Annotated in this window: 23 protein-coding genes and 2 pseudogenes; 5 read left to right on the top strand and 20 right to left on the bottom strand. The window is 69.0% G+C overall.

What is annotated here, in order from left to right; translation table 11 throughout:
• Window positions 1–131, top strand: a 131-nt coding sequence (locus tag HMPREF0591_RS34700) for a hypothetical protein (RefSeq protein WP_425270220.1), incomplete at its 5' end; no start/stop codon positions are given.
• Window position 132: 1 nt separating this feature from the next.
• Here HMPREF0591_RS34700 and HMPREF0591_RS17360 read toward each other — a convergent pair.
• The 7 genes from HMPREF0591_RS17360 to HMPREF0591_RS17330 form a co-directional block, all read right to left on the bottom strand.
• Entirely contained in the window at window positions 133–1,410 is a 1,278-nt protein-coding gene (locus tag HMPREF0591_RS17360; protein ID WP_007169931.1) for a hypothetical protein, read from the bottom strand.
• Between the two features lie 22 nt (window positions 1,411–1,432).
• Entirely contained in the window at window positions 1,433–2,197 is a 765-nt protein-coding gene (locus tag HMPREF0591_RS17355; RefSeq protein ID WP_007169930.1) for an SDR family NAD(P)-dependent oxidoreductase, read from the bottom strand.
• The gene (locus HMPREF0591_RS17350) at window positions 2,194–4,539 is read right to left on the bottom strand and encodes a CaiB/BaiF CoA transferase family protein (RefSeq protein ID WP_007169929.1); all 2,346 of its coding nucleotides are present in this window, start codon (window positions 4,537–4,539) and stop codon (window positions 2,194–2,196) included. The genes HMPREF0591_RS17355 and HMPREF0591_RS17350 overlap by 4 nt, the downstream gene beginning before the upstream one ends.
• Before the next feature lie 19 nt (window positions 4,540–4,558).
• Window positions 4,559–5,527, bottom strand: coding sequence for an enoyl-CoA hydratase/isomerase family protein (locus HMPREF0591_RS17345; protein ID WP_040623020.1), 969 nt, complete (start codon window positions 5,525–5,527; stop codon window positions 4,559–4,561).
• 28 nt (window positions 5,528–5,555) lie between these two features.
• Window positions 5,556–6,392 carry a mycofactocin-coupled SDR family oxidoreductase gene (locus HMPREF0591_RS17340; RefSeq protein ID WP_040623018.1) on the bottom strand — a complete coding sequence of 279 codons (837 nt, stop codon included), beginning with the start codon at window positions 6,390–6,392 and terminating at the stop codon, window positions 5,556–5,558.
• Entirely contained in the window at window positions 6,389–7,594 is a 1,206-nt protein-coding gene (locus tag HMPREF0591_RS17335; RefSeq protein WP_040623017.1) for a cytochrome P450, read from the bottom strand. Before HMPREF0591_RS17335 ends, HMPREF0591_RS17340 begins: the two co-directional genes overlap by 4 nt.
• Window positions 7,595–7,859: 265 nt before the next feature.
• Window positions 7,860–8,546 carry a TetR/AcrR family transcriptional regulator gene (locus tag HMPREF0591_RS17330; RefSeq protein WP_040623291.1) on the bottom strand — a complete coding sequence of 229 codons (687 nt, stop codon included), beginning with the start codon at window positions 8,544–8,546 and terminating at the stop codon, window positions 7,860–7,862.
• Between HMPREF0591_RS17330 and HMPREF0591_RS17325 the strand changes: the two genes are divergently transcribed.
• Together HMPREF0591_RS17325 and HMPREF0591_RS17320 are read left to right on the top strand one after the other, a co-directional pair.
• Window positions 8,545–9,366: a SecDF P1 head subdomain-containing protein gene (locus tag HMPREF0591_RS17325; protein ID WP_425270219.1), complete on the top strand. Its 822-nt coding sequence runs from the start codon at window positions 8,545–8,547 to the stop codon at window positions 9,364–9,366. The two genes, HMPREF0591_RS17330 and HMPREF0591_RS17325, sit on opposite strands and share 2 nt — an antisense overlap.
• Before the next feature lie 35 nt (window positions 9,367–9,401).
• Entirely contained in the window at window positions 9,402–10,232 is an 831-nt protein-coding gene (locus HMPREF0591_RS17320; protein WP_007169923.1) for a sugar phosphate isomerase/epimerase family protein, read from the top strand.
• A 37-nt stretch (window positions 10,233–10,269) separates the two neighbouring features.
• Here the strand turns inward: HMPREF0591_RS17320 and HMPREF0591_RS17315 are convergent, their stop codons facing one another.
• The 3 genes from HMPREF0591_RS17315 to HMPREF0591_RS17305 form a co-directional block, all read right to left on the bottom strand.
• Window positions 10,270–10,515: a hypothetical protein gene (locus tag HMPREF0591_RS17315; protein ID WP_007169922.1), complete on the bottom strand. Its 246-nt coding sequence runs from the start codon at window positions 10,513–10,515 to the stop codon at window positions 10,270–10,272.
• A 187-nt stretch (window positions 10,516–10,702) separates the two neighbouring features.
• Complete coding sequence (locus HMPREF0591_RS17310) at window positions 10,703–11,926, bottom strand: FAD-dependent oxidoreductase (RefSeq protein ID WP_007169921.1); 1,224 nt, start codon at window positions 11,924–11,926, stop codon at window positions 10,703–10,705.
• A 41-nt stretch (window positions 11,927–11,967) separates the two neighbouring features.
• Entirely contained in the window at window positions 11,968–13,569 is a 1,602-nt protein-coding gene (locus tag HMPREF0591_RS17305; protein WP_040623289.1) for an arylsulfatase, read from the bottom strand.
• Between the two features lie 174 nt (window positions 13,570–13,743).
• Between HMPREF0591_RS17305 and HMPREF0591_RS17300 the strand changes: the two genes are divergently transcribed.
• Entirely contained in the window at window positions 13,744–14,763 is a 1,020-nt protein-coding gene (locus tag HMPREF0591_RS17300; protein ID WP_007169919.1) for an NAD(P)H-dependent flavin oxidoreductase, read from the top strand.
• Here the strand turns inward: HMPREF0591_RS17300 and HMPREF0591_RS17295 are convergent.
• The 10 genes and pseudogenes from HMPREF0591_RS17295 to HMPREF0591_RS17255 form a co-directional block, all read right to left on the bottom strand.
• On the bottom strand, window positions 14,758–15,579 hold the full coding sequence (locus HMPREF0591_RS17295; RefSeq protein WP_007169918.1) for a class I SAM-dependent methyltransferase: 822 nt from the start codon (window positions 15,577–15,579) through the stop codon (window positions 14,758–14,760). The genes HMPREF0591_RS17300 and HMPREF0591_RS17295 overlap by 6 nt on opposite strands.
• Window positions 15,580–15,582: 3 nt before the next feature.
• A complete protein-coding gene (locus tag HMPREF0591_RS17290; RefSeq protein WP_007169917.1) occupies window positions 15,583–16,851 on the bottom strand; it encodes an amidohydrolase family protein in 1,269 nt (422 codons plus the stop codon).
• Between the two features lie 133 nt (window positions 16,852–16,984).
• A complete protein-coding gene (locus HMPREF0591_RS17285) occupies window positions 16,985–17,758 on the bottom strand; it encodes a class II aldolase/adducin family protein (protein ID WP_007169915.1) in 774 nt (257 codons plus the stop codon).
• Window positions 17,755–19,353, bottom strand: a complete 1,599-nt coding sequence (locus HMPREF0591_RS17280; protein ID WP_007169914.1) for a class I adenylate-forming enzyme family protein — start codon at window positions 19,351–19,353, stop codon at window positions 17,755–17,757. The genes HMPREF0591_RS17285 and HMPREF0591_RS17280 overlap by 4 nt, the downstream gene beginning before the upstream one ends.
• 46 nt (window positions 19,354–19,399) lie before the next feature.
• Complete coding sequence (locus HMPREF0591_RS32395; RefSeq protein WP_139093876.1) at window positions 19,400–19,711, bottom strand: hypothetical protein; 312 nt, start codon at window positions 19,709–19,711, stop codon at window positions 19,400–19,402.
• Between the two features lie 437 nt (window positions 19,712–20,148).
• Window positions 20,149–20,625: a hypothetical protein gene (locus HMPREF0591_RS17270; RefSeq protein WP_007169911.1), complete on the bottom strand. Its 477-nt coding sequence runs from the start codon at window positions 20,623–20,625 to the stop codon at window positions 20,149–20,151.
• Entirely contained in the window at window positions 20,618–21,982 is a 1,365-nt protein-coding gene (locus tag HMPREF0591_RS17265) for a molybdopterin-dependent oxidoreductase (RefSeq protein WP_007169910.1), read from the bottom strand. The genes HMPREF0591_RS17270 and HMPREF0591_RS17265 overlap by 8 nt, the downstream gene beginning before the upstream one ends.
• Window positions 21,983–22,033: 51 nt before the next feature.
• Window positions 22,034–22,144 (bottom strand): annotated as a pseudogene (locus HMPREF0591_RS31960) (SDR family oxidoreductase); the annotation flags it as partial.
• A gap of 28 nt (window positions 22,145–22,172) precedes the next feature.
• Entirely contained in the window at window positions 22,173–23,579 is a 1,407-nt protein-coding gene (locus HMPREF0591_RS17260) for a fatty acid desaturase family protein (RefSeq protein WP_040623012.1), read from the bottom strand.
• Window positions 23,580–23,595: 16 nt separating this feature from the next.
• Window positions 23,596–24,693, bottom strand: a complete 1,098-nt coding sequence (locus HMPREF0591_RS17255) for a ferredoxin reductase (RefSeq protein WP_040623010.1) — start codon at window positions 24,691–24,693, stop codon at window positions 23,596–23,598.
• A gap of 270 nt (window positions 24,694–24,963) precedes the next feature.
• Between HMPREF0591_RS17255 and HMPREF0591_RS17250 the strand changes: the two are divergent.
• Window positions 24,964–25,364: pseudogene (locus HMPREF0591_RS17250) on the top strand (hypothetical protein); the annotation flags it as partial.

Raw genomic sequence — 25,364 nt, 5'->3', positions numbered from 1 at the left:
CCCACGGCGACACCCAATGGATACCACCACCCCACCAAGATCGGGGCCAGCCCCGCACCAACACGTTCCACCACCCCGAGAAGCTGCTCCGAGAAGAGGACAACGGGGACGGTGACGGCGACGAGCCGTAGCTCAGCCGCGACTCTCGGCCAGCGCGGCGTCAAGCAGCTCCCCGACCCGATGCCGCTCCCACAGAAAAAGCAGGTTCGACAACATCTGCACTGGCGCGCGCACACTCTCATCATCCCTGATCAACGGGTGCCGGCGACTGTCCGGTACGGACTCGAACCGCTTGCGCATCAACGCCGGAACGCCCAGCAGCCAGGCGACGCCCATCGACGCCGCGTAGAGCAACGTGTGCCGGCGCAGCCGAACCGGATCGATGTCCGGCCCGCCGTAGTGGTGAAACTCACTGGTGAACAACCGCAGCAGGTCGTCCAGATGCGCGTCCCACAGGTCGGTCTCGGCGCCGGACATGGCTCCCCAGATCGCCATGCCCAAGTTCATCTGCCCGACGCATCCCCAGTCCATCAGTCCGCAACGCAGAGCGCGGTCCGCGTCGCGCCAAAACCACGCGTTGTCGATGTTGGCGTTCCAATGGCACAGCGCGACATAGGCGGAATCGCCGGCCAGTAGGCCGGCGATCGTGTCCCCGGCAAGCGCGAACCGCGGCGCGTCTGCACGCAGGCGCTCGATGAACGCCGGCGAACAGGACGGCAGCAAACCGGGCCGCGTTTCGGCCAATTCGGCCAGTTGATCAACCCGGCGGTTCAGCGCCTCCGCGGACAGCGGCGCCCGCTCACCCACCGTCGCGGCCGCCACGTCCAGCGGAAAGCGCGCCGTCAGCTCCGTCGGCAGCCGACCGGACCGGTGGGCGCCGGCGAGCCGCGCCAGCGCGGTGAGCAGCGCGCGGTAGTGTTCGAGCGGCTCGGGCATCTCGTAGTCGAGGCACTTGTGATATTGCCGCTCGATCCCGTTCTCGCCGAATCGGATTCGCTCGGTGATCAGTATTCCGGTGCCGCTGGGACGGTGATAGTCGGCGAACTGCACTTCGGGCACGGCGATGGGAAATTCCGGTGCCCGGGACAGCGCGGCGAACCGCACCTCGGGCTCCATCTGCGTCTTGCCGCGGTCGCGTGCGGGGTCGCCGAAATCGCGCGAGAACTTCACGAACAAGTCGGTGTGCAGTTCGGCTGCGGGCCTGGCGTATTCGACGGTGAGCGCCACCTTGCGTCCGGTGCTGCCGCCCGCCACCTCCCGAAACCCGGCGATGCGGGTCACGCTGTTGTCGCGCAACGCCCCGGACGCGAGGAAGGCCCGGGTGAGGAAAAGCGCGCCGCCGACTGCCAGCGCCGCGGGATCGGCGGGAAACGCCAGCCCGTACCGGTCGCCCACGGCCCACCGTGACATCGATGGCTCAGAATTCAATTGCTCACCAGGTTTGTTCGGCCGCGCGCACCAGCATGTGATTGACCGCTACCCGGCGGTCACGGGTCACCATGAACAGCACCGCGTCCGCGATGTCCTCCGGGCGCAACTTGACCATGCCAGCGGTCTGGCGTTCGAACGCTTCCCGGGACGGCTCGGCGAGGTGGCTGAAGATCTCGGTCTCGACCGTCCCGGGGCCCACCACGCCGACCCGCACCCGCTTGCCGAGCACCTCCTGCCGAACGCCCTCGCTGAACGCGTTCACGCCGAACTTGGTCAGCGAGTAGACCGCGGTGTTGGGCCGGGCCACCCAACCGGCGGTCGAACTGATGGTGACCAGATCGGCGACGCCGCGCGGCGAGTCGGCGGCGGCGGCGATCAGGTGTGGGAGCGCCGCACGGGTGACGTACAGGACCCCTTGCACGTTGACCGTCACCATGGCGTCCCAGTCCCGCAGCGACGCCTCGGCCGCGGGGCCCGACTGCATCAGCCCGGCGTTGTTCACCACGGTGTCGAGCCGGCCGAATTCCGCGACGGCGCGCTGCACGGCGCTCGACACCTGCTCGGCGTCGGTGACGTCGGTCGCCACGGCCAGCGCTGTGCCACCGGCGGACTCGATGTCGGCCTTCAACTCGGCGAGCCGGTCCGCGCGCCGCGCGAGCAGCGCCACCGCCGCCCCTTCCGCGGCCAGCGCGCGGGCCGTTGCGGCCCCGATGCCGCTGCTGGCGCCGGTGATCAGGGCCGCGGTGTGTGCAAGAGTCGCCGTCATCCGCCAAGTATCCCGTGCAGCACGTACTCGGTGTGCTCGCCAAGGTCCGGCGCGCCGCGGGCGACGCGCGCCGGGTTGCGCGCCATCCGCCAGGACGGCCCGACGATGGGTCGCTGACCCTCACGGTGGTCGCTGACGAACCGATACAGCTCGCGGTCCCACAGCAGTTGATCGGCGAGCACATCGACGGCGGTCGCGCTCTTCCCGGCCGGGACGCCCGCCGCGCGCAGGCGCCGCGCCAGCTCCTCGGCGTCGTGGCGCCAGGTGAGCTGCGCGAGGTCGGCGTCGAGCGTCGCGGCATGGCGCCGGCGCTCGGCCATGGTGGCGTAGCGGCGTTCTCGGGCCAGGGACCCCGCATCGAGCGCGTCGCACAACCCGCGCCATTGTGAGTCGTCGGCGACGGCCACCGCGAGCCACGCGCCGCCGGCGCAGGGGTAGCAGCCGTGCGGGCACAGGTCCGGGTGATCGTTGCCGCGGGGCGCGAATCCTTCCCCCGTCAGGGCGTGCTCGAGCAGGCAGTCGCCGATCATCGACGAGAGCGTTTCGACCGCCGAGAGGTCGACGAACTGCCCGGCGCCGGTGAGCTCGCGCTGCAGTAGCGCCACCACCGCGGCGTAGGCGGCGGCCGCGCCGACGGTCGAATCGCCGTACCGCATGCTGGTCCCCAGCGGCGGGCCCCCGCGATAGCCCACCAGCGGCGCGAGCCCGGCCAGTGCGGCAAAGCATGGCGCGTAACCGGTTTGATGGCCCAACGGTCCGTCGTTGCCCCACATCTTGATCGACACGGAGACGATGTCCGGTTTGATCTCCTTGAGCTGCGCGTAACCCAGGCCCTGGCGCTCCATCGCGCCAGGCCGGAGGTTGTTGACGACGATGTCGCTGCGGGCGATCAGCTCGCGTAACCGCGCCATGCCCGCCGCGGACTTGATATCGAGGTCCACGCTGAGGATTTCGGTGTTGATGCTCAGGAAGTACGGGGCGTGGTCGATGTCGGTGCCGCCGTAGGCGCGCATCTCCTCGGGACTGGCGGCGGTTTCGATTTTGATGACCTCTGCGCCCAGCATCGCCAGCAGCTTGCCCGCGTAGGGGCCGGCCCACACCTTGGTCAGTTCGACGACGCGCACCCCTTCCAGCGGCCCGCCGCGCGGCTCGCGCGGTGGCTTGAGTTGCGGGGACCCGACCCGCGGCCGCGGGCGCGCGGTGGCGACGCCCTCCAGCACCTGCGCGGTGTGCTGGCCCAGAGTGGGTGCGGCGGAGGTGATCCGGGCCGGCGAGCGGCTGAATGTGTACGGCACCGTCGGGTATGCCGCGTCGCCCAGCACCGGGTGGTGCACAGGCTGGAAGAAACCCCGGTGGCGGTACTGCGGCGAATCATGCAGATCGGCGGCCCCGTTCACCGGCACCAGCGGAACACCCAGTCGCTGCGCCCGATCGGATGCCTCGTCCTTGGCCAGGTCCCGGACCCAAGCGGCGAAACCCCGCTGGAAATCGGCGACCTTGTCCGCGCTGACGGAGAACTCCAGCCAGTCGTCGTCGAACGCGTCCAGCCAGTCCGGATGGCCCATCAGCGCTTTGAGGCCGAGCCAGTGGGCGCGGCTGGTCATGTACAGGTAGACGAAGCCGTCGGCGCACGCGAAAAACGCCGCGGGGCCGGCCTGGTCGTAGTCGCCCCGGCACCCGTCGGCGGTGACCTCGCCGGTGATGAAACGACCGAGGATGCAGTCGGCGCGGGAGGCCAGCACGGCCTGCCCCGAAATGTCGATGGACTCACCGTGGCCGCTGTGCAGGCGCCCGAACAGGGCTGCGGCCACGCAGAGCGCGGCGTCCAGTCCCGCCTCGTAGTCGGCCAGGAACCGGCCGGGCCCCTGCAGCGGCGGTCTGTCCGGGTCCGGGTGGCTGGGCGTGTGGTATCCCCAGCCGCTGGCGTGGAAGACGTTGAGGCCCTTGGCATGCCGGAACTCGGCGGGCGCGTCCCCGCCGAACGGCGTGATCGAGCAGAACACCACGTCCGGATGTCGCCGCGGCCAGTCGGTGGCCGGATCGAGGGCGCCGTCGTCGATCACCGCGTCCGCGGTCCCGATGAGCCGGTCCAGGGTCTCGACGTCCGCGGCGGAGCCGAGATCCAGCGCCACCGAGCGCTTGTTGGTGTTCAGGTACGCGAACAGCCCGCTGCCGTCGCACCCGTCGGCCAGGACCGGGGCCATTGCCCGCGTAGGGCTGCCGCGTTCGGGCGCTTCCACCTTGACGACCTCGACGCCGAAGTCCGCCAACAGCTTTCCGCAGTACTCCCCCGCGACGGTCCCGGCCAGCTCCACGACCCGGAAACCCGTCAGCGCCGACACGCGAGGCCTCCCGGGACGGTCAGGGCTTCGCGCGTCCCGAGCGGCTCAGGCGCCACTCCGGCGGGAAGTTCAGGTCGTTGTCCTTGACCACGTTGTTGAGGCCCTTCTCGAAGGTGCCCGCGGTCAGGTCCACCTCTTCGGCGTCGTTGGCGATCATCGGCAGCATGCCCTCGACCATGCCGGTCAACAGGCTGCCGAAGTACTCGCCCTTGTGCTGCTTGTAGAGCTCGAGGAAGGTCTTCTGCACCGCGACGGTGTCGGTCGGCCGGGAGCGGGAGCACGCCATCGCGTACTTCAGCGTCTCTGCCTCCAGCTTCTCCCGCGGCACCACGCTGTTGACGAAGCCGCACTCGTACATCTCCTTGGCGCTGAACGGCCTTCCGGTGAAGAGCATTTCGGAGAACTTGCGCAGGCCCATCGTCTCGGCCCACCACCACAGCCGCGGCCCCCAGCCGACGTAGCGGAAGGCGGGGTGCCCGAACAGGGCGTCGTCGGAGGCGACCACCAGGTCGGCGTCGCCCGCTTGGTAGAAGTGCCAGCCGTAGCAGTAGCCCTTGGCCTCGATGATGCTGATCTTGCGCAGCTCTTGCAGGGGGCGGTTACCGGCGCGGGCCTTGGCGTAGAAGTCGGTGACGGTCGACAGGTAGCGGTAGGACCCGCCGGGCGGGTACTTGACGTCGTCGTCGTTGATCGCCAGTTCGTGCAGCAGCGGCATGCCGGGGTTTTCCAGCATCCCCCGCTGCTCGGGCAGGTCGCCGCCGCTGCCGAAATCCTCGCCCTCGCCCCGGATCACGACCACCTTGACGTCGTCGTCGACGTTGCACTTGTGGATGAGGTCGGCGTAGTTCTGCCGCATGCCCAGGGTGGTGGAGTTGAGCTCCTCGGGGCGGTTGAAGGTGATGTAGGCGATCCGGTTCTTCTTGTCCTTCTCGAACTTGATGTACTGCTCGGCTTCCTTCTTCATTTCTTCGTAGTCGTATTCGGGCATCGTCTTCTCCAACTTCTCTAATGAGCGCTTATTTGAGCAAGCTGCCCGCGTCGACGGGAAGCGAGACGCCGGTGACGTAACGGGCTTCGTCAGAGGCGAGGAACAGGACCGCGTTGCTGATGTCCGCGGCATCCACCCAGGGCACCGGCAGCGTGTGCATCATCTGCGAGATGGGGGCGAAATCGTCGGGCCCCGGATTTTCCAGGTCGGGGCGAAAGAGCCGGAACGTGTTGTCGTTCATCACCATCGTGGTGCTGACCTGGGTGGGCAATACGGAATTCACCCGGATCATGTGCGGGCCCAGCTCCACGGCGAAGGCACGCATCAGGCCGATGACGCCGTGCTTGGCCGCGATGTAGTGGCCGGTGTTCGGGTACGCCTTGCGCCCGCCGACCGAGCTGGTGAGCACGATCGACCCGCCGCGGCCACCCGAGAGGATGTGTGGGACACCCGCTTTGACCGTGTGCCAGACGCCGGTCAGGTTGATGTCGATCATGTCCTGCCAGACGTTCTCCCGGATCTTGTGCAGCTTGCGGCCGTCGGTGCCGACGCCGGCGTTGGCGACGATGATGTCGAGCCGGCCGAGCTGTTCCACACCGCCGTCCACCGCGGCCTGCAGCGCCTCGTAGTCGCGGACGTCCACCTGCGCGGTGACGATGCGACGGTCTTCGGCCTTGACCAGGTCGGCCGTCTCGGCCAGGTCCTCCGGCGTCGAGTGCGGATAGGCCAGGTTCTCGATCGGCCCGCAGACGTCGATCGCGATGATGTCGGCGCCCTCCTGCGCCAGGCGCACCGCGTGGCTGCGGCCCTGACCGCGGGCGGCGCCGCTGACGAACGCGACCTTCCCCTCGACGCGGCCCGTCATCTCGGCACCAGAGTCGGCAGGGTTTCCCACCCGCGCACCGACGATGTCGGGCTGAGCGTGGCGTTGGCCAGATCGGGCTCCCACTCCGGGAAGCGCTTGAGGATTTCCTCGAGGGCGACGCGGCCTTCCAGCCGCGCCAGCGCGGAACCCAAGCAGAAGTGGGCGCCGACGCTGAACGTCAGGTGTGGCCGCGCGGGGCGATGAATGTCGAATTCGCCCGCGTCAGGTCCGAACTGCCGCTCGTCGCGGCAGGCCGACCCGATCAGCATCAGCATCACGCTGCCCTCCGGCACCGTCTGGTCGTAGAGGCTGACGTCGCGAGTCACGTAGCGCGCCATGTGCGGCGCGGGCGGCTCGAAGCGCAGCAGCTCCTCGATGGCCTGCGGGATGAGGCCGGGGTTCTCGACCAGCTCGCGACGCTGGTCTGGGTGCTCGGCGAGAACCTTGCCCGCCCAACCGATCAGCCGCGTGGTCGTTTCGTTGCCCGCCCCGGCCACCACGTTGAGGTACACCAGGATCTCCTCGCGCCTCAGCCGCCGCGTCGTGCCGGTCTCGTCGACGAACTCGACGTTGAGCAGCTCGGTCATGATGTCGTCGGACGGATTGTCGGCGCGCCAGTCGATGTAGGCCTCGAACTGTTCGCCTACCGATAAGCCGTGCTCGGCGGCACTCATCGGCTTGCCGGGCTCCGTGCGTAGTTGGGCGTTGCCGCGATCGCGGATGTACTCCTGATCTTCCTCGGGAATGCCGAGCAGTGCGCTGATGACCTTCATCGGCATGATCGCGCCCAGGTCGGTGACGAAGTCGAACCGCCCCGACCCCACCAGAGGATCCAGCGCTTGCGCGCAGAACTCACGGATCATCGGCTCCAGCGCGGCGATCTTGCGGGGGGTGAACATGCGCGACAACAACTTGCGGTGCACGTCGTGAATTGGCGGGTCCTCGAAGATCAACATGCCCGACGGGATCTCGAGGTTGGCCTTGATCAGTTCCATGATCACGCCCCGCGCGGAACTGTAAGTGCCGTAATCGATGATTGCCTTGTTCACATCGGCGAATCGGCTCAGCGCGTAAAAGTCGTATTCGGAGTTGTAGTACAGCGGCGCCTCGTCACGCAGGCGCTTGAACATGGGATATGGGTCGGCGATCAGCTCGACGTCATACGGGTCGAAATGAACCTGGCTATCGGTGTTCGTCGTCACGAAATCCCTCCTACCGCTGCCGTTTCCCGCCATCGGTACCGCCTGCGCAGCGCTGGCGCCCGCCAGTGTGGCAGCGCCGGATCCGGTTCGGGCAATTTATACACTCCGCTTAATTGCGTTGCTGCGACATGCATTCGGGCCATGCATTCGGGCCGGGCCGAAATTCGCCCGTCAGCGTCACCTAACTCTATTCTCGTAGAGAACCACACGGCGAATGGTCTGGCAAGACCCCATGCCGCACGATTCGCCGCCGGTGTGCGCACGCTCAACCGATCGCCGCGGACCGGTGCCGGCCCGCGGGGCGCCGGCCACCCGCGTCGGTCAGTCGGCCCCGCTGCGCACTGCGGAGGATCCCCGCGGCGATCGCCGACAGGATCCCGTCGAGCTGCTCGGGACTGTCGACGATCCGGTCGCCGTGCGCGAACCGCACGAGCAGGCCGTTGATGAACGTCAGCGTCACATTGCTCAAGTCCTCGACCACCGCGGGATCCAGGTCCGCGCCGTGCGGCATCAGCTGAACCAGGATCTCCCGGTGGAGCTTGGTGAATTCGTCCGTGGCCCGCTGCAGGATGGCGGCCAGCGACGGATCGCGGGCGGCCTGCATGGTGAGCTCGTAGCGGGCCTTGGTCCGGAACAACTGCGGCTCGTGGCCGGACCGGATGACCACTTGCGACAGCCGCGAGGGTGAGGGGTGCTCCCCCCGCCCGTCGGAGTCGTCGGCGACGGACTGGAGGTCGGCGAGGTCCAGCTCGGCCAGCCGCTCCGCCACGGCACGCAGCAGCGCGGAGCGGGTGCGGAAATAGAACGAGGTGGTGCCGTCGGGCACGCCGGTCTTGCGGTCGACCTTGAGGTGACTCAATCCCTTGGCCCCGTCGTCGGCCAACAACTGAATCGCCGCGTCGCATAGGTCGCGGCGGCGCTCCCCGGGATTAGGCTTTCGGCGTTTGTCCATGCTGATCGGTTCTCGGACCGAGACCATACTCTATATTCGTAGTGTCGGTAAAGGGCGGTGGCTGGTGGCCGAGGACGGCGGGCGGGTGCGACCACCGCGGGGATTCGCGAGCGTCCCCGCGAAACGTGTTGCGGGGCAGAGATTTACCATGCAACGTCGCGGCAATGTTCCCGCCTGGGAGAATGATCGGATGAACCGGCGTTCAATGGGTGCAAAAGTTGGCGTGGCGCGCCGTCGCTTCCGCGTCGTGGCGGCCTGGCTCGCGTGCGCCGGGCTCCTCGCCCCGCTGGCGTGCGGCTGCCACGCGGCGAGGCACGGCGCCGCGCCCACCACCACGTCGACCACCCCCACCCCGGCCCCGGTCACGACCACGTCGGCCACCCCGATCGTCGGGATCGCACCGCTGCCCGTCCGCCCCGTGCACAAATCGCAGCCGGCCAGCCCGCAGAAGTGCCCGGCGGTCGACCCGAATCGTCCGGTGGCGCCGACCGATGCGTTCGCCGCGTGCGATATCGGACGAACCACCCTGTACACGCTGGGCCCCGAGACGATGCAACTCGGGCTGATCCATGTGGAGCCACCGAGGTCGCTGGCCGCGGGCTTCTACGACGTGACCCTTATTCTCGATCCGCCGTCGGCGTCCGCGTGGGCGTCATACACCGCCGCGCATGTCGAGGACCATGTGGCCTTCGTCCGCGACAATCTCGTGCTGGAGGCGCCAATCATCGAGGGCCCCGTCACGTCGGGGCGCATCGCGCTGACCACCCAAACGGCCGAGGGGGCCGCGCAATTGGCCCGGCTCGCCGGCCGCCCATCGTGACATGACGCGCATCGTGACATGACGCCCATTGTGACATGACCGCGGCGGGCATCGATCGGCTCGGTATCGGCATGCTGAGCGTATTCGGGCTTCCCCCAGTCGAATTGGTGAATTTGGCGGCAGACCTCGGTTGCCGCTTCGTCTCCGCCGCGCTGCAGGGCATGCCGCTGGTGCCGCTGGGCTATCCGCGCTTTTCCCTGACCGACGACGCCGGCCTGCGACAGGCGGTGCTCGCCGCGATGGATGACCGGGGCGTGCGGATCTCGCTCGGCGATGGCTTCCTGGTGCTGCCCGGCGCCGACGTGCGCGCGTTCCGGGCCGATCTCGACGTGCTGGCGGAACTGGGCGTGCCCCGAATCAACGTGGTCAGCCTCGACCCCGACGTTCCCCGCAGTTTCGACCAGTTCGCGGCGCTGACCGACCTCGCCGCCCAGCTGGGCATCCAGACACTCGTCGAACCGGTCCCGGGCCTCACCGTCGGTGATCTGCCGACCGCGCTCGCCGCGGTCGACCACGTGGCGCGGCCCGACTTCCGGCTGCTGATCGACACCATGCACGTGGTGCGATCCGGTTCCAGCGCCGCCGATCTGGCCGCGATCGACCCAACCCGCATCGGCTACGCCCAGCTCAACGACACCACGCTGCGGCCGCGCACCGAAAACTACATGGAAGAAGCGATGTTCGAGCGCATGGTTCCCGGCGAGGGCGAACTGCCCCTGCGGGACATTCTTTCCGTGCTCCCGTCCGACATCGTGATCGAACTCGAGGTGCCGCGTAGGCAGTTGGCGTTGGCTGGCGTCAGCCCGATCGACCGGCTGCGGCCCTGCGTCGGGGCGGCGCGGCGGTTGTTGTCCGAGATCGCCTGACCGGACGTCACCGCCGCGGCAAGGCCACCCTGGGCGGTTACGTGCAGGGCACCCCGTGCGGCCCGCCGACCCAATGGCCGGGCGGCGCCTGCCACGGGCAAAGCTGCTTGACCTGCCCCGGCGGCAGCGGGTTCCCGTGACCGTTGTCCACGACGTGCGGGCCCGGCGGGACCGGCGGCCACGGTCCCGGGTGCGCCTGCGCCATTCCCGTGCCGAGTCCGAGCGCCGCCGCACTCAACGCGCCGACGATCGCGGTCTTACCTGCGATTTTCTTGACGTTCACTCTGCTGGCCTCCTCTCGGTCCCGCGGCTTCCCCACCCGGAACGCCCGCGGTGTACGGGGATGGACCGATCTCACGACCCCCAAATTGTCCCGTGCAAATTGTCCCGTGGAGAATACCCGCGTCCGCCACGCAGCAAACCGCCCCGCGCTTGGCGGGGCCCGAACTGCGTGGACCGGCCCGCCGCCATCAGCCGGTCCCGCGGCGGGCGAACGCCGGCGCGTGCTCAGGTAGGACACCCACTCCGACGAAATACGCCGGGACGGCCGACAGCCAGGGTAGCCGCTTCATCAGGCCGAGCAGCGCCGCGGGCGGCGTGGGATCCGCCCCGCGCAGCAACGGCCCGAGCAGCATCCGGTGCAGCACCTGCTGGACCAGTTGCGTCACCACCGTGGGGAACATGCGCCGACGATGGACCGCGGCGAGCTCGCGGACGCCGACGCGGTGCCGCCGCAGCGGCTCGGCCAGAAGGGTCGCGGCCGCGACGGCGTCCTGGATGGCCAGGTTTATGCCGACCCCGCCCAGCGGCGACATCGCGTGCGCCGCATCGCCGATGCACAGCAGGCCCTCGGTGTGCCAGCGGCGCAGGCGATTCACGTGCACATCAAGGTGCTTGACGTCGTCCATGGATTGCAGCGCGGCGACCGACTCGGGCATATCGGGCAGCAATTCCCCGACGTCGCGCCGGAACGCCTCGATGCCGCGCGCCCGCAATTGGGCGTCGGTGCCCTTGGGCCCGAGGTAAGCGATCTGGAAATAGCGCTCCCGCGGGATCACGGCGAGCCCCTTGCCGGGGCCGAGGCGGGGCAGGAAGGAGTATTCGGTGTCTTCCTTGTGCGGCAACCGAAACCACCACACGTCGAACTTCACCGGGAATTCGCGCGCCTTCAGCCCGGCCGCCCGGCGGGCGACGGACCACCGGCCGTCGCAGGCGACGGTCAGCTCGGCGCGCAATTCGCCCGGGCCGTCGGGGTCGCGGTAACGCACCCCGGCCACCCGGCCGGCCTCCCAAAGCAGCCCGGTGACTTCGGTGTTCATCCGCAACGAGAAGCTCGGCTCCGCCTGCGCCGCGTCGGCGAGCAGGTTGAGCAGATCCCACTGCGGCACCATCGCGACGAAGGGGTGGGGCTGGCGTAGCCGCTCGAAGTCGACGTAGGTGACCGACCGGCCGTTGGATTCGAGCTTCGCGGTGCGGACCTCGGTGAAGGGCAAGGCGGCGAACGGTTCCCACAGGCCCAGCTCGTCGAGCAGGCGCATGGTGGTCGGGTGGACCGTGTCGCCGCGGAAGTCGCGCAGGAAGTCGCCGTGCTTTTCCATCAGCGTGACCCGCACGCCCGCCCGGGCCAGCAGCAGCCCGAGGACCATGCCGGCCGGGCCGCCGCCCACGATCGCGCACGTGGTTTCCTCAGCCATCAGAACTCATCCATCAAAACTCAGCCATCAAAACTCAGCCATCAAAACTCGAGGTCGAATACCGACACGGGGTCGAGGATCACGCCGTTCTCCTCGACGTAGCGGTCCCACAGCGTCAGCAGCTCGGCGAGTTTCTCGGGGTGGGAGCCGGCCAGGTCGTGGATCTCGCCCGGATCCGAGGCGAGGTCATAGAGCTGCCAGCCGTCCGGGCCGTACGGTGCGGGCAGGTGCACCGCCTTCCAATCGCCCTGGCGAATCGCCCTGCGGCCGAACAACTCCCAGCCGGTGCCGGTGTCGGCGTCGTGAACGGCCTCGGCGCCGCCCGACAGGTAGCCCACCAGGGAGCGGCCGCGCATCGGTGCCACCTCGCGCCCGCGGTAGGTCGTGCCGGGATGTGCGGCCCCCGCCAGTTCCAGCACCGTCGGGGCGATGTCCATGACGGTGCTGAATGCGGTGCCGATCTGTCGCTGCCGCTCGAAGCCCGGCCAGGTCAGGAAACCGACCACCCGGATCCCGCCTTCGGTGGTGAACGCCTTGTGCAGCCGCGACGGCGCGGTGGCGGCCTGCGCCCATCGCGGCCCGTACCAGATGAACGAGGAGGGCCGGCCCAGGTTGTCGACGCTGTTGTCGCAGTTCTTTTCGATCTGCGCGGCGATTCGGGGACCGACCAGTGGCATCGCCTCGACGATCGCCCCCTCGGCGCCGTTGTCGGACAGGAAGATAACGACGGTGTCGTCGAGCTCGCCGCTTGCCGACAGGTAGTCGATCACCCGGCCGACGTTCCAGTCCATCCGGTCGACCATCGCGGCGTAGACCTCCATGCTGCGGGCCGACACCGCGCGCTGTTCGTCGGTCATGTCGGCCCATTCCGGGGCCCCGTCGGCCACCACCGGGTGCGCCTCGACGTCGGGCGGGCACAGGCCCAGCCGTTTGAGCGCGGCCAGTCGCTCCTGGCGCAGCGCGTCCGGCCCGGCGTCGTAGCGGCCGCGGTATTTCGCGATGGATTCGTCCGGGGCCTGCAGCGGCCAGTGCGGCGCCTGGAACGGCAGATACGCGAAGAACGGCCGCTCGTCGCCGGGTGCGCGTTCGCGCAGGTATTGCAGCAGCTTGTCGGTGTAGGCGTCCGAGGAGTAGAAGTCGTCGCCGACCGTGACGAACTGGTCGTCCTCGGTGTAAAGGGTTGGCACGGGCGAGAAACTGCGGGCCCCGCCGCCGCCGAAGTGGCTGGCGCCGGCGGGCAGCAACGCGAACGAACGCTCGAAGCCGCGCGCGTACGGCGACCTGTCGATCGTCGCGCCGAGGTGCCACTTGCCCGACATCAGCGTCAGGTAACCGGCGTCACGCAGTAGTTCCGGCAACGCCACCACCCGGTCGTTCAGGTAGCCCTCGTAGCCGGGCGCGCCGCGGAATTCGGGGCCCGCAACCTCCAGCATCGTGCCGATGCCGGCGACGTGGTGGTCGGTCCCCGTCAGCAGCATCGCGCGGGTCGGTGAGCAGGCCGGCGCGGAATGGAAATCGGTGAGCCGGATCCCCGCGTGCGCCAGGCGGTCCAGATTGGGTGTCTCTATTTCCCCACCGAACGCGCCGATGTCGGAAAATCCGAGGTCGTCCGCCACGATCACGAGGAAGTTGGGCCTCTTCACGCTGAAGTTCACGCTGAAGTTCACGCTGAAGCATCCTGCCAGGTGCGGCGTCGGGGCGGAATGCCGCGGCGACGCGCGCCGTTATTGTCGAGGCGGCACAGTCGAGGCGGCACTGTCGAGGCGGCACTGTCGAGGCGGCGCCGTGCGCGCCCGCAAGACGGGAAGGGCTCTGAGATGCTGGCACAGTTCGGGATGTCCATTCCGCTCGTCGCGGCCCCGATGGCGGGCGGGCCGACGACGCCCGCGATGGTGTCGGCCGCCACCCGCGCGGGCGGCCTGGGCATGCTGGCCGCCGGCTACAAGACCGTCGAAGCCGTGGAGGCCGAGGTCAAACAGGTTCGCGCCGAGGGAATTCCGTTCGGCGTCAACGTGTTTGCGCCCAACCCGCTCCCCGTCGACCCCGAGAGCTACCGGGCGTACGCCGCGATCGTCCAGCGCGACGCCGACCGGTTCGGCTTGGCGCTGCCCCCGGACCCGATCGAGGACACCGACCGGTTCGACGAAAAGATAGCGCTGCTGCTCGACGACCCGGTTCCCTTGGTGTCGTTCACCTTCGGCATCCCGGCGGGCGCGGTGATCGCCGCGCTGCGCAAGGCGGGCAGCGTCGTGGTGCAGACGGTGACCACGCCCGACGAGGCGGTGCGGGCGCGCGAGGCCGGGGTCGACATGCTCGCCGTGCAGGCGGCGGCCGCCGGCGGTCACTCGGGCACGCTCTCGCCACGCAAGCCGCTGACGCCGGTGCCGATCGCCGAGCTGGTCGAGCGGATCGTCGCGGCGGTTCCGCTGCCGGTGATGGCCGCCGGCGGGCTCGCCACCCCCGCCGCGGTGGCCGGGGTGATCCGCGCGGGCGCCACGGCGGCGGCCGTCGGGACCGTTCTATTGCGCGCCGACGAAAGCGGCGCCTCGGCCACGCACCGCGCGGCCCTGACCGATCCGAGGTTCACCGAGACGGTGCTCACGCGCGCCTTCACCGGCCGCCCCGCCCGCGGGCTGCGCAACGCGTTCATCGATGCCCACGAGGCTCGGGCGCCGCTGGGCTATCCCGCCCTCCATCACCTGACCAGCCCGCTGCGTAAGGCCGCGGCCGCGGCGGGCGAGCCGGACTACGTGCATTTGTGGGCCGGCACCGGCTACCGGGACGCCACCGCGGAACCCACCTCCGACATCCTGCGGCGGCTGGCTTCCGGCCTATGAGTATGCGAAGCGGTTCAGCACGTCGTAGTTGCGGGCGCCCCCAAACCACATCAGCCGGTAGATGGACCGCACCGCCGCCGACTCGATCCGCCGATAGCCCGCCAGGGTCGACGTCCGTTCGAGCAGCCGCAGCCGCGGGTTCCACGACTCAAGCTCCCGGGCGTCGCGAATGCCCCACTTGATGATCCCCCGGGTGAGCACCTTCGACAGCAGCGGCGCCAGCGCCGAGAGCGTGTCGAAATGCATTTCGCCGCTGTGGAACCGGTCCGTCAGGCGCTGCAGCAGCTCGCGCACCTGGTTTTCGGTCAGATACATGAGCAGGCCCTCGGCGATGACCAGCGTGGGGCGGCCGGTCGGGACCCGGTCCAGCCACTCCGGATCGGTTACCGACGAGCCGATCATCCGGTAACCGTCGGCGTCGTCGTAGAGCCGCCGGCGCAGCTCGATGACACCGGGCTGGTCGACGTCGAACCACGAAACCGACGGCGGCACGGCGAGCCGGAAGACGCGCCCGTCCAGGCCGCAGCCCAGGTGCAGCACCACCGCATCGGGCCGGCGCCGCAGGAATTCCGCGCACCAATCGTCGAGCCGCCTGGCCCGCAGGGCGACCAGGTACTGGTTCGACGCCGGCAGCGAGCTGCGATGGATTCGCTTGAAGTCGTAGTCAATCCGCCCCACCGCTTCCACGGCCGCCGTGTCACCCAGAATCGGCCGGCGCGAACGGCTTTCGTGGGCGCGCAGATACAGCGTGACGAGGTTCGTCCATTCCACCGAGCCCCACGGGACGGCGGTGAAGTCGACCCTGGTCGCCGCCATGGCTCAGAACGCGTCCGGATTGCGCTGCACTTCTTCCGGAACCGGGTGGCGGTAGAGTCGGGACGCGTTCTCCCAGCTGAACTTCCGGATGACATCGGCGGGCAGGTCACCGATTTGCTCGTGGATCGTCTGCTGGGTGTGGGGCCAGGTGGAGTCGCAGTGCGGGTAGTCGGCCTCCAGCATGACGTTGTCCACGCCGATCCGGTCGCGCTGCACGAACGACGACTTGTCCTCCACCGCGCAGAACCAGAAGTTACGGGTGAATACCTCGGCGGGAGTGAGACTTTCGCCCAGGGCCTGCCAGGTTCCGTACATCGCGTGATAGCTGAGCATGTGGTCGAGGCGATCCAGCAGGCCCGCCACCCAGCCGATGCCGCCCTCCGACAGGCAGATCTTCAGCTCGGGGAACCTGCTGGGCAGGCCGGAATACAGCCAGTCGACCGCCGCGGAGATGGCATACGCGAAGAACAACACGCCCTGCACGTCCGGCGGAGCGTCGTCGGTGGTGGACGGCGAGGACCCCGAGGATCCGATGTGCAGGTTCACCACCGTGCCCGTTTCGGCGCACGCCGCCATCATCGGGTCCCAGTGGCCGGAGTGAATGCTGGGCAATCCCAGCATCGCCGGGTTCTCGCTGAACGTCACCGCGTGGAAGCCGCGCTCGGCGTTCTCGTAGATCATCCGCGCGCCCAGGTCGGGGTCCAGCAGCCACGGCAACTGGCACGGGATGATCCGCTCGGGATACGAGCCGGCCCACACCTCGAGATGCCAGTCGTTCCAGGCGCGCACCGAGGCGAGCGCCAGGTCGCGGTCGGTGGTCACCTGCTGTAGGCGTTGGCCGGCGAACCCGGGCAGGAAGGACGGGAAATTGAGCGAGGCGTAGATGCCGTTGAGGTCCATGTCCCTGACCCGCTCGTGGATATCCCAGGCGCCCCTGCGCATCTCGTCGAACCGAACCGGCTCGAAGCCGTACTCCGCCACCGGCCGGCCCACGACGGCGTTGAATCCGACATTGGGCAGTTCCCGCCCGTCGTAGACCCACGTCTGTCCCCCGGTCTCGGTCTCCACCACCCTGGGCGCGCGGTCGGCGAACTTGCGCGGCAACCGTCCGGCGAAGGTGTCGGGCGGCTCAACGATGTGATCGTCGACCGAGATGACGGTGTAGCGCCGCGGAGCGCGGGGCGGGTCCGGCAGGAAGGTCACCGAGCGCTGCCCGCCGGTCTTGGCGGTGGTGAAGCTCAGGTCGCCGGCCAGCTCGTCGATCGATTTCACTCGTCAATCTCCTTGCGGGGCGGGACGCTCGAGTGTGCGGCCATGGCTTTGCGGGTGAGCTGACGGCGCGGCCGCCCGGCGTGTCGCCGCCGTGACCGCACACCCGACGCGGTGGCCGCACACCCAACCGCGATCACGTGAGCACGTCCGGGTCGGCCTTGATCGTCATCCTGGCCGCCCCCGCCCAGTAGACGTCGGCGGCGCGTTCGACCAGCGACCGCTGCATGCCCGCCATGTCGGACCACTTCATCTGCAGCGGGTCCTTGCCGGTGAGCATGACGTCGTAGGCCAGCTTGCACACCCGCTCGATCGAGGCCGCCCGGTACACGGCTTCCGCGAGGTTGCGGCCGGTCGCGATCACGCCGTGGTTGGCCAGGATCGTCAGGTTGGCACCGCCGATGCGGGCGGCCAGTTCGGCCGCGCGGGCCGGGCTGTCGATTTCGCCGTCGTACGCGTCGACCAGGCACAGGTCGTCGAGGAAGAGCGAGCCGGTCTGGTGCACCAATTCGGGGAGCCGGCCCAGCGCGGCCAGCACGCACACGTAATAGGGATGGTTGTGGATGACCACCCGCGCGTCCTCGCGCACCCGGTGCAGTTCGGTGTGTATGTGGATCGCCGGCGTGACGTCCCAGCGGCCGCGCAGGACCCGGGCGTCGGCGTCGACCACGCAGATGTCGGACGCGGTGATCTCCTGCCACCACAGCCCCCACGGATTGACGAGCATCTCCGTGTGCCCGTCCGGCTGCCAGGTGATGTGTCCCGCCATGTTCTCGGCGAATCCGATGCCGGCCAGGTGCCGGAAGGCCACCGCCAGGGCCTGCTCGTCGGACAGGTCGACCCCGATCGGGGGAACGGCCGAGGGCGCCCAGACTTCCAGGCCACCCCGGCGCGGGTTAGGAGCAGTCATCGTCTCCCCTTCGTTCTGGCTCGAATATCCTCGCGGAGCCGGCCTTTGGCAACCTTCCCGCCGGAGGACCGCGGAAGCTCGTCGACCACGACGAGTCGTTCGGGCAGCAGCTCCTTGGATACTCCCAGCGCCAGCAGGTGTTCCACCAAGTCCGCGAGCTCGAGGGTGGCCGAGTCGACGAGTTCGGCGTACAGGCAGACCTTTTCGCCGAACACATCGTCGGGCATCGCGACCGCCGCCGCCACCGCGACGGCGGGGTGGGTCGCGACGGCGTCCTCGACCTGGGTCGCGCTGATGTTCTTGCCGCCGCGCAAAATGAAGTCGGACGTTCGCCCGGTGACGGTCAGGTAGCCGTCCGCGTCGATTTCGCAGATGTCGCCCATCCGCATCCAGCCGTCCCGGGTGAACAGCTTGTCGTGGTCGGTCCCGCCCAGGTAGCCGAGGCTGGTCGCCGGGCCGCGGCACGCGGGTTGGCCCCGCCCCGTCGCGGTGACGTCCCGTTCCCCGTCGAAGAGCCGCACCGCCATCTCGGGGACGATCCGTCCGCCGGTGCGCAGCCGGCGTTCGCGTGAGTCGTCGAGCGTGGTCGCGCTCAGCATCCCGGTTTCGTTCGAGCCGTAGAACTGCAGGATCGTGGCGCCGGTGAGCTCCTCGAACTCGGCGGCCGGGCGGTAAGGCAGCGCCTCGCCGCCGGTGAACACGACACGCAGCGAGCTCAGGTCGTGGACACGGGTCGCGGGATCCGCCATCAGCATGGTCAATTGCGTGCTGACGCAACACAACACGCTGACCCGGTGCCGGGATATCGCCTCGCAGGTCGCCGCCGTGCTGAACCGGTCCAGGATCACGGCGGTGGCGCCGAGATAGATCGGCGTGGTGTGGCTGGTCCACAGCCCGAAGCCGAACGGTGTCGGAATGACCGGCAGGAAAACGTCTTCCGGCCTCAGTAGCCCGTTGACGACGGCCCTCTGGTGGAAGTAGTACCAACGGTTCTGGGTGTGCACAACGCACTTGGGCAACCCGGTGGTTCCGGAGGTGGAGTTGATGAGGAAGACATCGTCGGGCCCGAGCCGGGATTCCGCGGGCAGCGCCGCGGGCGGTACCGGGACGTCGAGTCGGGGCGCGCCGGCATCGGCGGTCACGACCAGCGTGGGCAGCGACAACTCGCCGGCGACGGTTGCCGCCTCCGCGCCGCGCTGCCGGTCGCTGATCAGGATCTTCGGCTGCGCGCTGCGCAAGATCGCCGCGACCTCGCGCGTGCCGGCGCGCGCCCCGACGCCGACGACGACGGCCGCGCACCGCTCGATCGCGACGAAGAGGACGTGCAGCGCCGCGGAGTCGCCGTGCCACACCGCCACCCGGTCGCCGGGCGCGACCCCCGCGCCCGCCAGCTGTTCGCCCAGATCCGTTGCGGCGCGGTCGAACTGGAGCCAGGTCAGCGACGCACCCGGATGGTCGACATAGGCGGGACGATCGGGTGATTCCTCGGCGTTGCGGCGCACCGCGTCCGACAGCGTCGTGTCGGACCAGAAGCCGGCGGCGCGGAATCGGGCCGCGTCCTCATCAGTGAATGCCGGCGAGCCCGCGGTTCCCATGAGCAGATGATAGGAAAGCCGCCGGCGGCCCGTCCGTCAGCGCCCGCTACGGGTCTTGCGGGGCGGGAACCGGTGCGGCGTGTTGCGGGTCGCCCGCGACCTTCGGCGGACGCGGGTGGTGCTTGTGGCAGTTGCGTGTGCAGCCGCAGTTGAGCCCGATGATGCAGCCGCCCCCGCCCGCGGGTTGCACGGGCAGGGCGCCGCCCGGGGTCGGCGGCGGCGCGGGCGCCACGTTCGAAGAGGAAGCGACGGTCGCGACCCTGGCGGTGGCGTCACCGGGCGACCAACCGAAGGCCACAACCAGCGCGGCCCCGCAGGCGCACAGCGCCGCCGCCGTCCTGGTTTGACCGATCCCCATGCCTTTTCACTGTAGTTACCCGGCGTGCGACGCGCAGACCAGGCGCCGGGTTGAAAGAACATTCAAAGAACTCGCCAAGAATCCTCCAAGGCCGGGCCGCGAGGGTGAGGTCGCGCGCCGCCGGTTGGGATCGGTAGCGGCGCGGGTGGATTGGACTTGCCTCACCACCGCTGCCACCCGCAGCGAAAGACACGGCAGCGAACCAAGCGGAGGTACGCCACGGATGAAGAGCAAGGTCGTCGTGCTGCTAGCCGGCTTGATGCTGGCGCTCGTGCTGCTGACCCGTTATTTCGCGCTCAGCCGGTCCGGCGTGCCGTTGGGGTGGCTGCTCTACCTCGGGCTGCCCATCACGGGCTGCCCGGCGCCTACAGATCATCGCCAACATGTAGCTCGTGGGCGCCCTCCAGGGCGGCGACGAGGTGGGCCAGGCCGGCCGTTCAACGCCTGACGACGCGCACCGCGTAGATCCCGGCACTGACCCCGAACATCGCCGCGGTCAGCAGCAGCCAGCGGCCGAGAAACGGGTCCTGGGTCTGGCCGGTCGCGGCCACATACGTGGCCGCGCCCTGCTTGATGATGCCGGGCAGGAACACCAGCAGCGTCAGCCCGGCACCCAGTGCGGGCACCCGGATGTGGTTGAGCACGGGCACGCCCCGCGGCGCGAGCCCGTCGACGGTCCGCGACAGCAACCGGTCCAGCAGCGCGTAGATCGGGAACAACACCAGGTCGTGGGCGACGATGGCCGCGGCGAACCACACGATGATGGACTGCCACCACACGCCGGGGTTCCACAGCGCGACCGGTCTGATGATGGCCACCACGTACGCCAACAGCGCGAACCCGGCGATCAGGGTCAGCAGATGCAACGGGCGGGAGCCGTACAGCCTGACAAAGCCCGCTCGCACGCTACGCATTCGGGGCCGCCCGGAAGGCTATCGACTCCACCCACTTGGTGTTGTGCACGCCGGGTAGCGCCGGCACGATGATGCGCGCCGGGAAGCCGTGATCCGGGGACAGGTCGCTGCCGTTGACCCGCAAGGCCAACAGGGCGTCGGGGTGCAGCACCTGGCTTTGTTGCAGCGTCGCGCGGCCGAACGCGCCGGAGCGCTCCAGCGACGAGACGAACGCCGACTCCGGTGCGGCGACGCCGGCCAGCCGGGCCAGGTCCGCCAGTCGCACGCCGGTCCACGTCTGGGTGGTGGACCAGCCTTCCACGCAGGCGATCGGCAGCATCGCGGTGTGCTGCGGCATCGCCAGCAGCGCGGCGCGGTCCAGAACGACGGCGTGGGCCCCCCCGGTCAGCGTGAGCCGCCAGCGCTCGCCGGTGTTCCCGGCGGAAATGCCGGCCACTGACGCGGTCCGGTTGACCTCGAAGTCGTTGGGTCCGTGCCCGCGGGTGCGCCCACGCGGCAGCAGCAGTGCGGCGGGGCGGGCGTAGCCGCCCAGCGTCTGCCCCGCGGTGATGACCGCCATGAACACCGCGGCGCCGCCGACCAACGCCAGGGCACCGCGGCGACTCATCGTCGCGGGCTGCGGGTCCGCGGCGACCAGCCCGTCCGGCTCCCATGGTTCGGCCCGGGTCTCGGCGCGCCCGGTGCGCAGCACGTCGCGGGGCGAGATCGAACGCAGGCCGGACCACATCGTCGGGATCTTGATCGCGATATGCACGACGAATCCCGCGATGAACACCCAGGCGCCGAAGTAGTGCGCGGTGTAGAAGCTGAAACCGAAGATGTAGTCGTACTGGATGTTCAGCACGCCCGTGACGATCTCGAAGAGGATGCCGCCGACCAGCATCAGCAGCGAAACCCGTTCCAGCAGTTGGGCTATGGACCGGGCGGGCGGCCAGGCGAACAGCCGCGGTATCACCGACCACAGCTTGGCCAGCACCACCGGGATCAGGACCAGCCCGAGCCCGACGTGCAACCCCTGGGTCAGCCGGTACAGCCACGACGGGTTGGTGGGCCAGTCGAACGTCGGCAGCTTCAACCACCCGACGTCGCCGGGGATGGCCTGGCCGAACCGCGGCCCGTAGGCGATGTAGGACAGCAGGCCGGTGAGGACGACGATCGGCAGCGTCACCAGCAGCACCGAACCGAACACCGATGTCAGCCACGGCCCCCGCAGCGGGCTGCGCCACCGCTGGGCCCGCTCGACTCCGGGCGGCGGGTGCGCGTCCAGCGTCCGCCACAGCCGCGCGGGAAACCCGTAGCCACCGGAATCGGCCGGCTCGGTGTCATGGCTGTCGGGCTCGCTGATGCGGCGCATCATCGATGATCATTCACGACCGGCCGGCGAAAAAGGTTCAGATTCGGCATCTGTTCAGAGCGCGGCACCGCCGCCGTCGACGTAAAGCGTCGAGCCCGTCACGTAGCCGGCCCGCTGTGACGCCAGGAAGAGCACGGCCTGCGCGATCTCGGCCGGGCGCGCGGTGCTGCGCTATGGGAGGCCGGTCGTGAGATCAGTCCTTGCCCCGCGGCGGCGGCTGCACCTCGACGCCGCTGGAGTCGTGCTCGGGTCCCGCGGCCGGGTGTTCGGCCGGGACGCGATCGCGGAACCGGGTGCTTTCGCTGGGCCGCTCGGGATCGGGCCGATGCACGTTGCCGTGGTAGGGACCCGGCTTCGGTCGGGGCTTTCCACCCGGGAAAGCCAGGCGGAATATGCTGCGGTGCACCATCGCCCACTGCTTGCCGAAGCGGCCGGAGTTGTACGGCAACTCGTAGCGCTCGCAGATGTCCTTGACCTGTGGGGCGATCTCCGAGTAGCGGCTGCTCGGCATGTCCGGGTACAGGTGGTGTTCGACCTGATAGCCGAGGTTGCCGCTGATGATGTGGAACAACGGGCTGCCGTCGATGTTCGCGGCGCCCAGCAGTTGGCGCACATACCAACCACCGCGCGTCTCGTTCTCGACTTCTTCCTGCGTGAACGTGTAGGCCTGGTCGGGGAAGTGACCGCAGAAGATGATCGCGTGCGCCCACACGTTGCGGATGACGTTGGCCAGCGCGTCGGCGACCAGGGTGCGCAGGTAGGTGCTTTCCACGCCCGGCGCGACCTTGTCGAGGAAGTTCGCCGTCTTGGCGACCCCGCCCTTGTTGGACACCCGACGGAGCCTCCTGCCGATACGGGATTCCCCGGGCTGCTCGAGCCGGCCGCGCAAAGCGAGCTGGGTGAGCGCGAAGGCGCCGGCGCTGATGGCCGGCCACCCGAGGTAGTCCTTATAGATCTGCGCGCGCGCCTTTACGCCGATGCCCCGCAGGTCCTTGCGGACCTCCGACCACGGCTTCTCGCGTTTGCGTATCGCGTCGATGTCCATGTCGTGGACGGCCACGCCCCACTCGAACAGCAGCGTGAGCAGCAGGTTGTAGATCGGTTGGCCCAGGTAGCGCGGAGCCCATTTCTGGTTGGGGTCGATCCGCATGATCTCGTAGCCGAGATCCTTGTCCTTGCCGAGGATGTTGGTGAACGTGTGGTGGATGTAGTTGTGCGAGTGCTTCCACGACTCGGCGGTCGACGCCGTGTCCCAGTCCCACACCGAGGAGTGGATGTCGGGATCGTTCATCCAATCCCATTGACCGTGCATCACGTTGTGGCCGATCTCCATGTTCTCCAAGATCTTGGCCATCGACAGGCAGGCGGTGCCCAGCAGCCACGCGGTCTTCGAGCGCGACGCCAACAGCAGCACCCGGCCGGCCACCACGATCTGGCGCTGCGCCGAGATGACGTTCTTGATGTAACGGCGGTCGCGGTCGCCGAGGTCGGCGAACACCTCGTCGTGGATCGCGTCGAATTCCTTCGCGAGCTTTTCCAGTTCTTGTTCCCCCAGCCGAGCGAGCGGTGACTCCCCGGCTTTCTTCACGGCAGTTGTCACAGGCCGCTCCTTTCGATCACAGTGCGAGCTCGACGTCGCCCTCGGCCGTGTTGATGCAGATTCGGACGTCTTGCCCGGTCGGTTCGATCACGTCACCCGAGCGCAGGTCCCGCAGCTTGCCCGACTTCAGCGTTCCGACGCAGGTGTGGCAGATGCCGATGCGACAGCCGAACGCGAGGTTGAGCCCGGCCTTCTCGCCGGCCTCGAGAATCGATGTGCCGCCGTCGCATTCGACTTCCTTGTCGCTGTCGGTGAAGCAGACCGTGCCCCCCTCGCCGGCGTTGGCGTCGCCACCGATCTTGGGCTGGAAGCGCTCGAAGTGCAGGCGGTCCCGATCGCCGTTGCCCTCCCAGTGCTCGATCAGCGCGTCGAGCATTTCTCCGGGACCCGAGCAGAACGCCTCGCGCTCGCGCCAGTCCGGGCAGACGTCGTCCAGGTCGCCGGGGGTGATTCGGCCCTGTTCGGAGGTGAGGCGCAGATCCAGCCGCATCCCCTCGTGGCGTTGCTCGAGCTCTTCGAGGGCGGGGAGGAACATGGCCTGCTCGCGGGTCCGTGCGGAGTGGATGACCACCGCGTCGCGCAGTTCGTCGCGATGGTCCAGGTCGCGCAGCATGCTGATGATCGGCGTGATGCCGCTTCCGGCGCTGATGAACAGCAGCTTGCCCGGCAACGGCTCCGGCAGGGTGAAGACGCCCTCGATCTCGCCCAGCCGCACCAGGTCCCCCGGCTGGATCTTGTGCACGAGATATGGCGACACGACGCCGCCGTCCACCCTCTTCGGCGTGACGCTGATCAGTCCGTCCTCGGGCCGGGGATCCGAGGTCAGCGAGTACGCGCGCCAGTGGTAGACGCCGTCGATGACCACGCCGAGGCGCACGTACTGGCCGGGCTTGTGGCCCGGCCACTCGTACCCCGGCCGAATCAGCACGCTGGCCGCTTCCGCGCCCTGCGCCTCGATGCCCTCGACCTTGCCGCGCAACTCCTTGGTGGTCCACAGCGGGTTGATCATCTCGAGGTAGTCGTCGGGCTCCAGGGGGCTGAACAATCGCCGCACCGCTCGCAGGAATAGCCGGCGCCCGCGTGGGACCCGAGGTTCGGCACCGCGTTCAGCCATGCCGCCAGAGTACACAGTTGTACACCCACTTTAAACGCCGCATTTGAATCCTCTTGCAGCACAGATATTTGATCAAGGAGCAGCGGCCGCAGAAAATACGCACGCCCGTTCACTGACGTTCGAGGGGCCCGGGCCGGGGGCTGTCGTCATGCGTACACCTGACTTGCCCAGACCGCGTGTCGCCCAAACATTTGTTCAGAGGTTTCTCAGGCACCCCGCCCGCCCGATGGCCGCCAGCGCGCGCGCACGCCGGCGCCTATTGTTCGATGCGTGCTGATCGGCTTCGTCCTCGCGCTGGGCTGTTCGGTCTGTTACGGCACGGCTTCGGTGTTGCAGGCGGCGGCGACGCGATCGGTGGAGGCCGGCAGCGGCTCCGGCGTCGATACCGTGCTTTTGCTGCGCGCGGCCCGGCAGTGGCGCTACCTCGCCGGCGTCGCCCTGGACGGGCTCGGATTCGCGCTTCAAGTGGCGGCGCTGCGGCTGGTGCCGATCTACGTGGTCGCCGCCGCGCTGGCCGCCTCGATCGCGGTCACCGGCATCGCGTCGGCCTGGTTGCTGTCGGCGCGGCTGTCGAGGGCCGAATGGACCGCCGTGGGCGTGGTGTGCGCGAGCCTGGTCGTGCTCGCGCTGGCGGCCGGTCCCGGGCACTCCCGGCACGCCCCGGCCGGCCT

Source organism: Mycobacterium parascrofulaceum ATCC BAA-614 (genome assembly GCF_000164135.1).
Lineage (GTDB): Bacteria > Actinomycetota > Actinomycetes > Mycobacteriales > Mycobacteriaceae > Mycobacterium > Mycobacterium parascrofulaceum.
This window is presented reverse-complemented; position numbering and strand designations above follow the sequence as displayed.